Origin of the sequence: Yoonia sp., assembly GCF_046498525.1 — a bacterium.
GTDB lineage: Bacteria > Pseudomonadota > Alphaproteobacteria > Rhodobacterales > Rhodobacteraceae > Yoonia.
Map to the genome: position 1 here is coordinate 1 of NZ_JAWOAN010000231.1, position 13,906 is coordinate 13,906.

General features: G+C 55.0%; 15 protein-coding genes and 2 pseudogenes. 11 read left to right on the forward strand and 6 right to left on the reverse strand.

The features are described from left to right. Window positions 1-416: NAD-dependent epimerase/dehydratase family protein (locus R6T97_RS14055; RefSeq protein ID WP_410349924.1), on the reverse strand; the 416-nt coding region annotated here is incomplete at its 3' end. Window positions 417-419: 3 nt separating this feature from the next. Further along, a pseudogene (locus R6T97_RS14060) lies at window positions 420-581 on the reverse strand (hypothetical protein); the annotation flags it as partial. A gap of 474 nt (window positions 582-1,055) precedes the next feature. Here R6T97_RS14060 and R6T97_RS14065 point away from each other — a divergent pair. Both R6T97_RS14065 and R6T97_RS14070 read left to right on the forward strand, forming a co-directional pair. After that, on the forward strand, window positions 1,056-1,244 hold the full coding sequence (locus R6T97_RS14065) for a hypothetical protein (protein ID WP_410349925.1): 189 nt from the start codon (window positions 1,056-1,058) through the stop codon (window positions 1,242-1,244). Window positions 1,245-1,372: 128 nt separating this feature from the next. Continuing rightward, entirely contained in the window at window positions 1,373-1,897 is a 525-nt protein-coding gene (locus R6T97_RS14070) for an outer membrane protein (protein WP_410349926.1), read from the forward strand. Between the two features lie 62 nt (window positions 1,898-1,959). Here the strand turns inward: R6T97_RS14070 and R6T97_RS14075 are convergent, their stop codons facing one another. Both R6T97_RS14075 and ahcY read right to left on the reverse strand, forming a co-directional pair. Then, complete coding sequence (locus tag R6T97_RS14075) at window positions 1,960-2,718, reverse strand: extensin family protein (RefSeq protein ID WP_410349927.1); 759 nt, start codon at window positions 2,716-2,718, stop codon at window positions 1,960-1,962. A 30-nt stretch (window positions 2,719-2,748) separates the two neighbouring features. Continuing rightward, window positions 2,749-4,134 (reverse strand): adenosylhomocysteinase, encoded by a 1,386-nt coding sequence (ahcY, locus tag R6T97_RS14080; protein ID WP_410349928.1) that lies wholly within the window; start codon window positions 4,132-4,134, stop codon window positions 2,749-2,751. Between the two features lie 217 nt (window positions 4,135-4,351). On the opposite strand from ahcY, the gene R6T97_RS14085 reads away from it, so the two are divergent. From R6T97_RS14085 to R6T97_RS14125, 9 genes are all read left to right on the forward strand, one after another. Beyond that, the gene (locus tag R6T97_RS14085; RefSeq protein WP_410349929.1) at window positions 4,352-4,948 is read left to right on the forward strand and encodes an HD domain-containing protein; all 597 of its coding nucleotides are present in this window, start codon (window positions 4,352-4,354) and stop codon (window positions 4,946-4,948) included. A gap of 147 nt (window positions 4,949-5,095) precedes the next feature. Further along, window positions 5,096-7,138 (forward strand): putative bifunctional diguanylate cyclase/phosphodiesterase, encoded by a 2,043-nt coding sequence (locus R6T97_RS14090; protein WP_410349930.1) that lies wholly within the window; start codon window positions 5,096-5,098, stop codon window positions 7,136-7,138. 67 nt (window positions 7,139-7,205) lie between these two features. Continuing rightward, on the forward strand, window positions 7,206-7,817 hold the full coding sequence (locus R6T97_RS14095) for a ribonuclease D (protein ID WP_410349938.1): 612 nt from the start codon (window positions 7,206-7,208) through the stop codon (window positions 7,815-7,817). Next, complete coding sequence (locus tag R6T97_RS14100) at window positions 7,817-8,785, forward strand: SIS domain-containing protein (RefSeq protein ID WP_410349931.1); 969 nt, start codon at window positions 7,817-7,819, stop codon at window positions 8,783-8,785. The genes R6T97_RS14095 and R6T97_RS14100 overlap by 1 nt, the downstream gene beginning before the upstream one ends. A 2-nt stretch (window positions 8,786-8,787) precedes the next feature. Then, window positions 8,788-9,390 (forward strand): hypothetical protein, encoded by a 603-nt coding sequence (locus R6T97_RS14105; RefSeq protein WP_410349932.1) that lies wholly within the window; start codon window positions 8,788-8,790, stop codon window positions 9,388-9,390. 17 nt (window positions 9,391-9,407) lie between these two features. Next, entirely contained in the window at window positions 9,408-9,893 is a 486-nt protein-coding gene (gene lptA, locus R6T97_RS14110) for a lipopolysaccharide transport periplasmic protein LptA (protein ID WP_410349933.1), read from the forward strand. Next, window positions 9,893-10,654, forward strand: a complete 762-nt coding sequence (gene lptB, locus R6T97_RS14115; protein WP_410349934.1) for an LPS export ABC transporter ATP-binding protein — start codon at window positions 9,893-9,895, stop codon at window positions 10,652-10,654. The genes lptA and lptB overlap by 1 nt, the downstream gene beginning before the upstream one ends. Before the next feature lie 236 nt (window positions 10,655-10,890). Next, a complete protein-coding gene (hpf, locus tag R6T97_RS14120) occupies window positions 10,891-11,466 on the forward strand; it encodes a ribosome hibernation-promoting factor, HPF/YfiA family (protein ID WP_410349935.1) in 576 nt (191 codons plus the stop codon). A gap of 29 nt (window positions 11,467-11,495) precedes the next feature. After that, window positions 11,496-11,960, forward strand: a complete 465-nt coding sequence (locus tag R6T97_RS14125; protein ID WP_410349936.1) for a PTS sugar transporter subunit IIA — start codon at window positions 11,496-11,498, stop codon at window positions 11,958-11,960. On the opposite strand, the gene R6T97_RS14130 is transcribed toward R6T97_RS14125, so the two are convergent. After that, window positions 11,957-13,390 (reverse strand): sulfotransferase family 2 domain-containing protein, encoded by a 1,434-nt coding sequence (locus R6T97_RS14130; RefSeq protein WP_410349937.1) that lies wholly within the window; start codon window positions 13,388-13,390, stop codon window positions 11,957-11,959. The genes R6T97_RS14125 and R6T97_RS14130 overlap by 4 nt on opposite strands. Then, window positions 13,387-13,906 (reverse strand): annotated as a pseudogene (locus tag R6T97_RS14135) (hypothetical protein); the annotation flags it as partial. The pseudogene R6T97_RS14135 and the gene R6T97_RS14130, both read right to left, overlap by 4 nt.

Here is a 13,906-nt window from a genome sequence, read left to right on the forward strand (position 1 = left end):
ATCTTGGCAATGGCGTAGGGCTCGTTTGTGGGTTCCAAAACACCTGTCAGCAAGGCGTCCTCTCGCATGGGCTGAGGGGCGCTGCGCGGATAGATACAGGACGACCCCAATTGCAGGAGCTTTGTGACACCGGCCTCAAAAGCCTGATGAATTACATTCGCTTCAATCATCAGGTTTGCGTAAATAAAGTCGGCAGGGAAGGTATTGTTGGCATGAATACCTCCCACTTTAGCCGCCGCGAGGATCACGGCATCTGGCTGTTCTTCACGCATGAATGCGCAAACAGCGGCCTGATCGGTGAGGTCAAGATCGGCACGTGTGCGAGTGACAATATCGCTCCCGCCGCGCGCCTCGAGTTGCCGAAGGATCGCACCTCCGACCATACCGCGGTGACCGGCGACAAAAATCCTGCGCATTATTCAACCCTCGAGGGAGACAGGCAATTCGAGGCCATGTTCTTTTAGCAGCCGTGTGCGAAGCGCGTTCTTGAGATCATGGGCGGACCATCCGATGAAATGGCGCACCGACCACTGCCGACCAGTCGCGATCACGAAGTCGTCCGACGCGCTTTGTTGCATCATAGGATCAGTCTTCCGTGCCCTGAAATCATGAGAGGTTGCAAAGTGTCTTTATCCTAACAGTTCTAGTCACATAACCTTGGAACCTGTGACGCTATAAAGCAATCACCGACTGGCGTAGTTTCAGATCTTTACGTCTGCGTCATGCGCGTCGTCGTATGCAGTTCTTGCTCTTGCGCAGCCAACGACATTCGATCGTACTCCAGCATCTGAAAACCGGATCCGGACTGAAGTGATCCGGCAAAACTGCAAGCTATCCGATGCTTGAAACGATACATCGCACGTGAAGTTTTCAACATCATCGCGCGCCATCACAAACAAATCTATCAGGCTCAAATGGCTGCGTGACACCCAGAAGTGCGTTCAAGGATCGCAGTTCACGGGGTCTACCTGGATCACTACATCGACCGGCGCCAAGATCAAAATCTGCGTGGACGGGCGCGGTCGCTATCTCGATAATATCTTCATCGAGCGATTGTGGCAGTTGAAGACGGCGTCGGCTATCTGGTTGGGGCTGGATATGATATGAAGTTTGACACCAATCTGATTGCCGGTGCCGAAGTGTTGTATCATGTATTCAACGATGATGCGCTGAACGTCGAGGTGACTAACGATGAGACTGCGTGTCGGCTTCAATTTCTGAAGAAAGCCAACATGCAACAATAATTTGCCGTTTCGGGTGCTGCACTTTGATTTTTATCAACCACCTGGGTGAACCGTTCTCTAAATCTCTATATCAAGCGGTTCCTCCTTCGGGGGCCGTCCTTATCAAAAGCAGACAAAAGGTCTTGGTTATGGCTTTGAAGAATTTTCTGATCGCCGCGATTCTCACTGTTGTGCCAGCCAGCGCGTTTGCGCAAGATTGGACAGGACCCTATGCGGGCTTCCAGATCGGCGCTTCCGATATTGATGTGGATGGTGCTCCACTGGATGGCGATGGCCCTTCTTATGGGATGTTCGCAGGTTATAATGTGCAAAATGGTGCCGTGGTCTATGGTGGCGAAATTGACTATGACACGACCGAATATGACATTGGCAACGGTGCCGTCGAAGTCGACTCCACCACCCGCCTGAAAGGGCGCCTCGGCTCTGATCTGACGGCTGGTCTGGTTTATGGTGCCGCCGGTATTGTCTGGGCCACTTCGCCGGAACTTGGCGATGATAACGGCTATTTCATCGGCGTGGGCTATGATGCCAAGCTGATGGGGAACGCGGTTCTTGGCGCAGAATTGCTTTACCATGATTTTGACGATTACAACGACAGCAGTCTCGATGTGGGCGTCACCACCTTCAAGGCGCGTGTCTCATTCAATTTCTAAGGGAAATTGGATGTTCACGACAATACGGGGCGCGGTCGCTGAACTGCGGCATTCCCCTTTCTCTATCGGCAAAGGCCCCAACCGCGCGATTGCAGATGAAAATGATCCGCATGCAAGCGGTTGTAGTCTGGTGAGAGTGTCAGGCTGAACCAGTCGCAGGCGCCATCCCGCACCGCGCGCAAAAACGCGCCTTTCGGACCGCTGTGTTCCCAATCGGACAGCAGCCGCACACGGGTGCCGTCAGCTAACCCGAACCCCGCAATATCAATGGCATCTGCCGTGGCATGTGTGCTCATGCGCATGGAAGAGCCATTGGCGGTACGCATCAAACGGCAGTTGTAGCTGCCGATATGATCAATGGTGCTGACTGATGACCCCAGAAATTCAGCAGCCGCAGGTTGCACGCTATGGCGCTCCCACATGGCAAGCCGCAACGCTATGGCGCAACGCGTTTCAATGGGTGCCAAGCGTGATTGTCCAACTGCGCGCAGATCAACGCGGTCCCGGATAAAGCATTGTTCAGTTTCCTCCAGAGGTACGCGCGGTTGCAGGTCGGCGAAGCCATCCAAGGTAAACAAGCACTGTTCTTGTGATGCCGCAGCGCGGTTCAGCTTCCATCCCGTCAGCAGATTTACGGGGTCACTGATACGCAGTGGCTCTGTCGGGTTCCATTCACGCGGAAGCGGCGTCTGAGGATGTACGATCAGTTGATAGCCCGCAAAGGCCAGCACACCCACAAAGAAAAACGCAGCGACGCCATTTGCCACGGCACCGCTGCGTTCTCGTTTCTTGCGCTGTTCGTCAGCGGCCTGCCGCGCCATCTGATGACGTCGCCCATGCCGCATCGGCGCTTAGTATCGGTAGTGCTCTGGCTTGAACGGGCCTTCGACGGTGACGCCGATATAATCCGCCTGCTCTTTCTTCAACTCGGTCAGCTTTACACCGATACGAGCAAGGTGCAGACGCGCAACCTTTTCATCCAGACGCTTGGGCAGGATATGCACGCCGACTTCATAAGCGTCGCCGTTATTCCAAAGCTCCATCTGCGCCAGCACCTGATTGGTGAATGATGCAGACATCACGAACGACGGGTGGCCAGTGGCGTTGCCAAGGTTAAGCAATCGGCCTTCGGACAACAGGATCAGGCGGTTGCCCGAAGGCATCTCGATCATGTCGACCTGTTCTTTGATGTTGGTCCATTTGTGGTTCTTCAGCGCAGCGACCTGAATTTCGTTGTCGAAGTGGCCGATGTTGCCGACAATCGCCATATCCTTCATCTCGCGCATATGCTCGATCCGGATAACGTCCTTGTTGCCAGTTGTGGTGATGAAAATATCGGCGCTGTCCAGCACATCCTCAAGCACGACGACCTCGAAACCGTCCATCGCCGCCTGCAACGCGCAAATCGGGTCGACCTCGGTCACTTTCACACGTGCACCAGCACCGGCCAGTGACGCTGCCGAACCTTTGCCTACATCGCCGTAACCACACACAACTGCGACCTTGCCAGCCATCATCGTGTCTGTCGCGCGGCGGATGCCATCGACCAGCGATTCCTTGCAACCGTATTTGTTGTCGAACTTCGACTTGGTGACACTGTCGTTCACGTTGATTGCAGGGAACGGCAGTTGGCCGTTCTTGTGCAGATCATAAAGGCGGTGTACGCCTGTCGTCGTTTCCTCGGAGACGCCTTTGATCGCGTCGCGTGTCTTTGTGAACCAACCGGGGCTGGCGGCCATACGCTTGGCAATCTGCGCCTTGATCACGGCTTCTTCTTCGGACTGGGGGACGGGAATGATCTCTTCACCCGCTTCTGCGCGGGCGCCCAACAAGACATAGAGCGTCGCATCGCCACCATCATCCAAAATCATGTTCGGGCCTTCGGGGAACATGAAGGATTTATCAAGATAATCCCAATGCTCTTCCAGCGACTGACCCTTGATTGCAAAGACCGGCGTACCGCCGGCGGCAATGGCCGCTGCCGCGTGGTCTTGGGTTGAGAAGATATTGCAAGACGCCCAGCGTACATCGGCACCCAAAACTGTCAGTGTTTCAATCAAAACTGCAGTCTGGATGGTCATGTGCAGCGAACCCACGATCCGCGCACCTTTGAGCGGCTGTTTGTCACCGTATTCTTCACGCAGCGCCATCAGGCCCGGCATTTCAGTTTCGGCGATATCCAGCTCTTTGCGGCCAAAATCTGCAAGGGTGATGTCCTTGACGATATAGTCTTTCATTACTGCCTCCTCGGCGGGCGATTAATCGATTTGTGCCGCTGATAGCAGGGCTTTTGCCTTGCCACAATGGCGGCAATGTCGCGTCTATCAGGCAATCACTGGCGAAGGCTTAATTGCGTAACTCAGCGATGGAAACGCAACCGCCTCACCGCCGCTGCAAGGTTTACGACCGCGGCTCACCAATCTATGTCAGACAGGCAAATGAAGCGGAGCCACCATGCCCAAAGCCCAACCCCGAGCCTGGCAACGGATGCTGTCAGGTCGCCGTCTGGACCTGCTTGATCCGACACCTGTGGATATCGAGATCGAAGATATCGCCCACGGCCTTGCCTTCGTGGCGCGCTGGAACGGGCAGACCAAGGGTGACTTTGCGTATTCCGTGGCCGAGCACTCGCTTTTGGTCACGGAAATTTTCGGACACCAGCAGCCAAACGCCCCTGTCAAATGGCAGCTTGCCGCCCTGCTGCATGATGCGCCCGAATACGTGATCGGGGACATGATCAGCCCGGTGAAGGCGGCAGTCGGCCCCGGTTATGGCGAGTTGGACGACCGTTTGACTGCGGCCATTCATTTGCGCTTCGGCCTGCCGGCCCAAATTCCCGTCGCAGTGAAAAAACAGATCAAGAAGGCCGACAAGCTTTCGGCATGGCTGGAGGCAATCCAGATCGCGGGCTTCACCCGGGCAGAAGCGGATCGGTATTTTGGCAAGCAAGACCCCGCATTGGTGGACAGCTTGCACATCAGGTTGCGGGCACCCGTCTTGGTGCGCGATGATTTTACCGCACTTTACCACCAGCTTGCGGCGAACCTTTGATCGCGTAGCGATTTCCAACGGCTCGGTTTTTCGACAGAACCGGCAAGCCGGTCAGAGCCAGATATCCGCAATTTAAGTCGTTTTTGCTCAACGCTCCCTTAATCAATCTCGGGTCATACTCCAGCGGAATAGCTGCAGGAATCATCAATGCCCGCAAACCGAAATCAGGCCGTACAGCCTCCAGATCGCCCCTTGTTGCGCAAGCCGGACAGGCTGTGGCTGCACTATTGCTCTGCTTTGGTGATTATCCTTTGCCTGATCGTGGCAACTTATTTGCTGAACCGCACCATGGTAGAGCGGGGGCTTCTGGCGGCCGCTGATATTGTCAAAAGCAACGAACTCGTCGTGTCCACACAAGATATCGTGGCAATATCTGATGATCTCACCAATGCACCCGCACCCGATTTCAGCGATTTCGACAAGGCCGTAACCCGGTTTGAAACCGTTTACGCGGATATACTGGCGACCCAGATCCGCTCTGACACTCTCTATGACCATTTTTTCGGCGAAACGGCGGGTTTGCACCAACGTGCGCGCGAATTTCTGACGGTTGCAAAGCAGTTTTCCGGTGCACCTCCCGATGTGCGCCGGGCGCTCAACTTGCGTATTCGCCACATCCATGATCCGGGCGGATTGAAGGCAGAACTGCTCCAGACAGCCACGCTTGTCGCTAGGCAGATCGAAGCGGAAGCCGTGCACTTCAAAACGGCGCAGCACGCAATGCTTGCCGCGTCCGGCCTTGTTCTTCTTGCTGAGGCGCTGTTTATCTTTCTTCCAGCCCAAAGGTCCGTGCAATCAAGCCTGAACGCCATGCGCCGAACAACAAGTGAATTGCGGGCATCACAAACCCGATTGAAAGAAATGAACCGTCAGCTGGAGCATACCGTCAGGCATCACCAATTGACCGGACTACCCAATCGCAGGTCACTGACGGAGTACCTGACAAGCACGATTTCCATCAAGAGCAGCGATGAATGGAGCCTGTTTTTGGTGGGCCTTGATGACTTCAAGTCGGTGAATGACACGATTGGCCATGACTACGGTGACACGTTGTTGATCGCCGTCAGCCGCGCGCTCAAGAACTGTGTTGATTACGAACATCTTGTCGCGCACGTCGGCGGAGACGAATTTGCCCTCATTTCCAGCGAACCGACACGATATCTTGTCGAACGCATATCCGCATCTTTTCAGGATCCTTTCGTCATCAAAGGTCGGCGGATACCGATCAACGCCAGCATCGGTTACCTGAGCGTCGGTGACGGCACCAAACAACCATTGGATATCCTCGCCGATGCCGAAATCGCACTGAAGTATGCAAAGAGCGCAGGCGGGAACCGCATACAAGCCTTTACCCAGCATCTGCGTGACGACTTGAGCATGATGCAGCAACTGCAACTCGATCTGATGGATGCCATCCACAACGGCGAAATCGAACCATGGTTTCAACCGCAGGTGCGCCTTTGCGACGGCCGGCTGCACGGCGCGGAAGTGCTCGCGCGTTGGCGTCATCCGACACAGGGACTACTGACGCCCGATATCTTTCTGCCTGCCGCAGAGAATGCAGGACTTATGGTCGATCTTGATCATGCAATCTGGCGTTCTGCGATGGATCACGCCAAGAACTGGGAAACCTCCGGTATCTGGCGTCCTGTCATATCGCTGAATGCCGCGCCGGACACGATTTCCGATCCATACCTGCTTGAGCGTTTCCTGCTGTCGCTGCAGCGCTCTGGCCTTGAAAGCGATCAGGTGATTGTTGAGGTGTTGGAGACGACACTGATCAGGGGGAAAGATGATATTGCGGCCATCAATATCGACAGCCTCGCCGATTGCGGTATCGCGCTTGAACTTGATGATTTCGGGACAGGTTACGCCTCTCTTTCCAAGCTTACCCAACTTCCTCTGGCCGGTATCAAGCTTGACCGATCACTGATAGCGCCCTTGCCGGATCAAGCCGCTGACAGCGTCGTGCGCGCAATTCTTGCGCTTGCGGCTGAATTGGGCCTTCACGTCGTGGCCGAGGGTGTCGAAGAGAACTTGCAGGCAGTGTACCTTAATGATCGTGGCTGCCGCATCGGGCAGGGTTATGGTTTTGGAAGGCCCATGCCAGCCGCCGAATTCACAATCTGGCTTGAAATGCATGCCAAAGAACAGTTGCATGCTGGCCCTGACACTACACGTTTCGCGTGACCCACTTGAGGATCAGGCGGACAAACCGTATCTGGGGCAGGTAAGGCTGACCAGAAAAGGGCAACGCATGGCCAATCACCTCTACCAGAATGATCTGCCCGACGGGCTGGACCTTGGCCCTGTTGTGGCAATTGACTGCGAAACGATGGGGTTGAACCCGCATCGCGACCGGCTTTGCCTGATCCAGATGTCGGGGGGTGACGGCGATTGCCACCTTGTTCAGGTCGCGCAAGGGCAAACAGGGGCACCGAACCTTTGCAGGATGCTGGAAAATCCCGATGTGCTGAAGCTCTTTCATTTTGGCCGGTTTGATATTGCAGCATTGCTGAATGCCTTTGGTGCGCTGACGGCACCGGTCTATTGCACAAAGATCGCATCGAAACTGGTCCGCACCTACACAGACCGCCACGGCCTGAAGGTATTGCTGCAGGACATGATCGGCGTGGATATCTCGAAGCATCAACAGCAAAGCGACTGGGGCGCACCCAGCCTGACCGATGCGCAGCTTGATTATGCCGCGTCCGATGTCCTTTACCTGCATCAGTTGAAGGACAAATTCGATATTCTGCTTGCCCGTGAGGACCGCATGGAGATTGCGCAATCCTGTTTCGATTTCCTGCCCACACGCGCAAAACTTGATCTGGCCGGGTGGCCGGACATTGATATCTTCGCGCATTGATGTCGGATCACGCAAAATTCCTGCTGGCCGCAAAGCGGGTCATCACCCAGGAAGCTGACGCATTGATGGTCTTGTCGGATCAACTGGACGACAGCTTTGGCGAGGCGATCAACCTGCTTTTGAACGCCACTGGGCGGGTCATTGTGACCGGCATGGGCAAATCCGGCCATATCGCACGCAAGATTGCCGCGACATTCGCCAGTACTGGAACCCCCGCTCATTTCGTGCATCCAGCCGAGGCAAGCCATGGTGATCTCGGCATGATGACGCGCGGCGATGTCGTGCTGGTCCTGTCCAATTCAGGTGAGACACCCGAACTGGCCGATCTTGTCGCCTATACACGGCGTTTCGGTATTCCGATGATTGGCGTCGCAAGCAAACCCAAAAGCACACTCTTGCAGCGCGCCGACGTTGCAATCGTTCTGCCCAATCTGGGCGAAGCTTGCGGTACCGGCGTGGTTCCGACAACCTCGACCACGATGACACTGGCCTTGGGTGATGCCCTTGCCGTCGCCTTGATGGAACACCGCGATTTCACACCGGAAAACTTTCGCGAATTTCACCCGGGCGGAAAACTGGGCGCGCAACTGTCAAAAGTATCGGATCTGATGCATATCGAAACTGCCGTCCCGCTGGTGTCTGCCGACACCGCGATGAGCGAAGCGCTCTTGGTGATCAGCCGGAAGGGTTTCGGCGTGGTCGGCGTGACAGACGCAAATGGACGCCTGATCGGAATTGTGACGGACGGCGATTTGCGGCGCCATATGTCAGGCCTGTTGGATCACACCGCGAGCGAGGTCATGACCGCAGGCCCGACGACTGTCGCACCAAACGCATTGGCCGAAGAAGCCGTGGCCCTGATGAACGACAAAAAGATCACCTGTCTGTTTGCCGTTGATCCCGCAGGTGCGGGCCAAGCCGCCGGCTTTCTTCATATTCACGACTGCCTGCGCGCCGGAATCGTTTAGCTGTGGGCCCCGCCGACAATCTTTATTCGCAAATCGTTGGGTGGGCCAAGATCATCCTCCCGCTTTGCGCATTGGGGCTATTGTCGACCCTTTTTCTGCTTGCACGGTCTACCACGGAGCCCAACGAGATCGCCCTCGAAGAGGCCGAAGCCATCGCGCGCGAACAACGTGTTTCGGCGCCCGAGTTTTCGGGTGTGACCGATGAGGGGGCGGTTGTCGTGATCTCTGCCGATACAGCGCGCCCAGACAAGACGCGCCCCGATACGGTCATGGTCGATGACATGCGGCTGCGCATGGACAATGCCGATGGCAGCACTATCGAAATAACTGCCACGCTTGGCGAAATTGACGGCCGTGCGCGTATTGCCCGCTTTCTTGGCCTTGCCCGTCTGGTCACCTCCAGCGGATATGAAATGGAGACGAACGGGCTTATTGCAAATCTGGAAACAGGGCTGGTGACTACCGATGGGCTCTTGGAAATACGTGCCCCTTTCGGGCAACTGACCGCTGGCAAAGTCACATTTCAGATGGCATCAGAGGACATATCTCAGGAGATGCTTTTCACTGAGGGCGTGCGCCTGCTATACACGCCGCAAACCCCGTGACAAAGGAAACCGCACAAATGCTCCGATTGATCACTCTTTGGGTATCACTTCTTGTTGCGGCTGCCGGGTTCGCCAGCGCGCAGACAAATGTCGAACTTGGCGGGATTGAAGTGGATACCTCTGCGGCGATCGAAGTGACGGCAGACAGCCTTACCGTCGCTCAGGAAAGCGGCAGCGCCGTTTTTGATGGAAATGTGATCATCGCGCAGGGCGATTTACGCCTGACTGCCGATCAGGTCACGGTCATTTACGGCACCGACACCTCTGAAATCACACGGCTGATCGCATCCGGAGGTGTGACCTTCGTCACGGCTGATGAAGCAGCCGAGGCGCAGAACGCCGATTATGACATCAAGTCTGGCCTTTTGGTTCTGACCGGCGACGTTTTGCTGACACAAGGCCCAAGCGCCATTTCTGCTGGCCAGATGACGATCAACGTCACCGACGGAACGGCATCGATGGAAGGGCGTGTGCGTACTGTACTGCAGCAAGGCGATAACTGATGCAGGACGCGCCTCAACTGTCAGTCCAAGAGGGTGATGTCGGCCTACATATCATTAATCTGCGCAAGAGCTACCGCAAGAGGCCGGTCATCCGCGACGTGAGCATCGACCTTGCCCGTGGCGAGGTTGTAGCGCTTTTGGGGCCGAACGGGTCTGGCAAGACGACGTGTTTCTATTCCATCGCGGGGCTTGTCACGCCGGAAGGCGGGCGGGTTATCATCGATGGCCGCGATGTGACGACGCTCCCGATGTATCGCCGTGCGCAATTGGGAATCGGATATCTGCCGCAAGAAATGTCGATCTTTCGGGGCATGTCGGTCGAAGACAACATTATGTCGATCCTCGAAATTGCGGTTCCGGACAGGCATCGCCAAAAAGAGCGGTTGGAAGAACTGCTTTCTGAATTTTCAATCGAGCATCTGCGCCGTGCTTCTGCGATGGCGCTTTCGGGGGGAGAGCGCCGCAGGGTCGAGATCGCACGCTGTCTTGCGGCCGGGCCTAAGTATGTTCTACTTGACGAACCTTTCGCCGGAGTCGACCCGATCGCCGTAGGTGAAATCCGACACTTGGTGGCCGACCTCAAGAACCGCGGAATCGGGGTGCTAATCACCGATCACAATGTGCAGGAAACTCTTCAGATCGTGGACAGGGCCTATATTCTGCACGATGGCAAAGTACTGATGAACGGCACCACAAACGAGGTAGTCCAAGATGAAAACGTGCGTCGCGTCTACCTTGGCAACAACTTCCGCGTGAATTGATTCTTTTGCTGCGTTAACCACTGCGTCATTGACAACCAGACGGGTTTCATAGCCAAATATAACAGATGACAGACCCGTTCACTTTCCCCGCATATAGGCTGGCAAGTTGCCGGTCCATGCGGATAACGACAACAATATCGGGGCGTTATCATTATCCACACTCATGACGTCGCTTGGTACCAGCCCGCACTTGGGCCCGAATCCAACCACTGTCATTACCGAATAAAGGACAAAAGATGCGTTACCAAATCAGCGGAAAGCAAATTGACATTGGCGCAGCTCTGCAAACTCATGTGCAGACCGAATTGGACGGCATCCTTGGCAAGTATGCAGGACGACCGACCGAAGCCTATGTGGTATTTTCAAAGACTGGCCACGAATATGTCTGCGAATCTGTTGTGCATCTGTCGACGGGTCTGAATGCCCAAGCAACAGGCAAAGCCACCGAGATTTACGCTGCTTTTGACGCAAGCTCCGAGAAGATGGACAAGCAGTTGCGTCGCTACAAACGGCGCCTGAAAGACCACCACAAGGAGAGGTCGCAACCTGTTGAACTTTCAGACGCCGGGTCATATATCCTCGAATATAGAGAAGAGACCGACGAGGGTGAACAGGACACTGCAAGCCCGGTTATCGTGGCCGAGATGGAAACGAAAATTCCGTCGCTATCGGTTGGAGAAGCGGTCATGCAGATGGAACTGGCGGGCGCTCCTTTGTTGGTCTTCCGGAACGAGAAGCATAACGGAGTGAACGTCGTTTACCGACGCGACGACGGAAACATTGGCTGGATCGACCCGCGCAGCTTGGGGTAGACCAAATCACCAGATGAGAGACGCAATCAATGCAACTTGGCACCATTCTGAAAGCCGATGCGGTAAAATCTATTGCTTCTTGCACAAGCAAGAAGCGCCTCTTTCATGATCTTGGGGAGCTTGCCGAGGCAAGCTATGGTTTGAATGCTGTCGACGTCATCGACGCATTGATTGATCGCGAGAACCTTGGGCCGACAGGCGTGGGGCAGGGTATTGCCCTTCCCCATGCACGCATGCCCCAAGCAGACAAAGTGGTTGGCCTGTTCCTGCGTCTGGAAAAACCCTTGGACTTTGACGCGGTGGACCGCCAGCCTGTCGATTTGGTCTTTGCCCTGATTGCACCCCAGGATGCAGGTGTCGATCACCTCAAGGCCCTTGCACTGGTGTCCAGAACGCTGCGCAACAACGCAATCTGCACCAAGCTACGCGCCAATAGCGATGCAAACACCCTGCATACGATTCTGACTGAGGTTGAAGCGTCTCAGGCCGCTTAAGCCCAGTTTTCAAATCCGAAACTTGTATAATCGCGCGCATATGCGTTGCGTACAGCATCTTCGAGGGATTGATCGTAAATCGCGTCCAGTCTCGCTTGCCATCTGTGCGCCGTGTCGCCCAGCGCAGGTGAATCATTGATGCCCATCTGCCGCGCAAGATTTCGGAAATCATCCGCCAGTCTGTCCTCTCGCAGCACAAGATCGGGCACTGCAAATTGCGCCATTCCTTGCAAGAGGTTAAGTTGACTTGCCCATGACGGATCAACCCGAATACTTGTTTGCCCTGAAAGATTGGTCTTGAGGAACCGCAAGAACCCCAGAAAAGCCTGCTTGTGATCCTGGTGCGTATAGCCCGATTGATCATATAAATCCGGTGCCCGTTCGGGGATTTTCAATTTGTGAACCCTTATCAGATTGGCGCGAATTTCCGGAACGTTCTGCGGGCCATTAAGTAATATCCTGTCACAAAACGCAGCATGGGCGCGCGCCAGAGGATGGCGCAAGACCGCAAAGCTACGATGCGGTCGATGCGCGTCCTGCCAGGCACGCAAGGATTTTTGCGTGAAATTTTCTATCAACGCGCTGGTCTGTGCACCGTCGATATCGGCCAACCACTTTCGCACAGCCCGATCAGGCCCGGACCGCAATGGCATATAGACCAAGCCACACTTTGGAGCGGCAATGTAGGTGGGAATCGCAGGGCCGCGATTGGGTTCGAAATTCGGGGTTTGCGTCAGGTCGAACCGATCAAGCCGGGCAAGCGCCGCTTTCATCTCGGCGTAGTTTTCCACCTTTTGTTCCAGCGGCTCCGGATTCTGCTTCTTGAGCTTCCTGTTCACATTTGAAAGACGCGCTTCCACCCCGAGGAATTGCGCCAAACCGTTCAAAACATCCACATCCCGAAGATCATCATAATTGATGTAAAACGCTGTCTGCCCGCTGATCTGCAAGGCGCGGTGAACACGAATCTGGAACGCCTGAATCGTTTCGAGGTGGGTTTCAAAGGCGGCAGGATCAAACGTGATCGTCGTGGCCTTTGAATGTGTCGCATTCGTCAGTTTCCACTGCCCCGTCGTTTGCGCAATTTTCCAGCTAATGAAACTGTCGAGCGGATTGCGCGTCAGAATGATCTTGGCACAAAGCGGATCATCAATACAGGTGTTCAGAATGCGCGGGTCATGGTCGTGGAAAAACCGAAAACCTGCCAGTTCGTCGCTTTCCCTGATCTTGCTCAAAAGTACATGCGGATCTTTCTCTCGGGTCTCGCGGTCCACGCCGAGTAGTTCATCAACTTTCGGATAAGCCACAAATGATGGATTGAACGCCTCGCCATGGCAGCTAACCCCACCAAGCTTGTTGATGTTGGCCTCCAGCAGGTTAGAGCCAGTCCGCATTTCAGCCAGCAAGATAAAAGAATGAAACCTGCTCATTTCCCGCTGATCACATATGGCTTGCGACGCGGGGCCGGTTTTGCTGGCCGCGCGTTGCCAACCGGGATGTCTCCGGTCAGGAACGGATGCATCCCTTGATTTTTAAGGTCTTGCAGAAAATCGGGCAGCCCGGTCAGATCAGGCATCTTGGGCACTTCTTTCAACGCAGTGCCGCGATGGCCCGCGATTTCGTCGATAATCGTCTGGAGCACGTCCATAGGAGCCTCGATGAACTGTGCCAAGGTCATGATCTGCACCCGCGCATGTGCGTCAGGCGAGCGCAGCACCTTAAGAAACCTATCCTCGATCCGCTGCATTCTTGCAGCTTCGCTCCTGACTTCGCTTGCCGGTCTGCCTGATGCAAACAGCGGAATAGGAATTTCAATTCGCTGGTTAAAAAGATATGCCGTGGACAACGTAGCTGTAATGATTTCACCGTCTTCAGCTCCTTCGATAAAAGGGCCTCCGGAAAGTGCGATGGTTTCTTCGTCGTTAACTGCTGAAATTGTAATGGTA

What these genes read in the sequence shown, in the direction of transcription:
- R6T97_RS14070 (WP_410349926.1), top strand. Translation starts at nt 1,373, where the DNA reads ATGGCTTTGAAGAATTTTCTGATCGCCGCGATTCTCACTGTTGTGCCA.
- R6T97_RS14075 (WP_410349927.1), bottom strand. Translation starts at nt 2,718, where the DNA reads ATGGCGCGGCAGGCCGCTGACGAACAGCGCAAGAAACGAGAACGCAGC.
- ahcY (WP_410349928.1), bottom strand. Translation starts at nt 4,134, where the DNA reads ATGAAAGACTATATCGTCAAGGACATCACCCTTGCAGATTTTGGCCGC.
- R6T97_RS14085 (WP_410349929.1), top strand. Translation starts at nt 4,352, where the DNA reads ATGCCCAAAGCCCAACCCCGAGCCTGGCAACGGATGCTGTCAGGTCGC.
- R6T97_RS14090 (WP_410349930.1), top strand. Translation starts at nt 5,096, where the DNA reads ATGCCCGCAAACCGAAATCAGGCCGTACAGCCTCCAGATCGCCCCTTG.
- R6T97_RS14095 (WP_410349938.1), top strand. Translation starts at nt 7,206, where the DNA reads ATGGCCAATCACCTCTACCAGAATGATCTGCCCGACGGGCTGGACCTT.
- R6T97_RS14100 (WP_410349931.1), top strand. Translation starts at nt 7,817, where the DNA reads ATGTCGGATCACGCAAAATTCCTGCTGGCCGCAAAGCGGGTCATCACC.
- lptA (WP_410349933.1), top strand. Translation starts at nt 9,408, where the DNA reads ATGCTCCGATTGATCACTCTTTGGGTATCACTTCTTGTTGCGGCTGCC.
- lptB (WP_410349934.1), top strand. Translation starts at nt 9,893, where the DNA reads ATGCAGGACGCGCCTCAACTGTCAGTCCAAGAGGGTGATGTCGGCCTA.
- hpf (WP_410349935.1), top strand. Translation starts at nt 10,891, where the DNA reads ATGCGTTACCAAATCAGCGGAAAGCAAATTGACATTGGCGCAGCTCTG.
- R6T97_RS14125 (WP_410349936.1), top strand. Translation starts at nt 11,496, where the DNA reads ATGCAACTTGGCACCATTCTGAAAGCCGATGCGGTAAAATCTATTGCT.
- R6T97_RS14130 (WP_410349937.1), bottom strand. Translation starts at nt 13,390, where the DNA reads ATGAGCAGGTTTCATTCTTTTATCTTGCTGGCTGAAATGCGGACTGGC.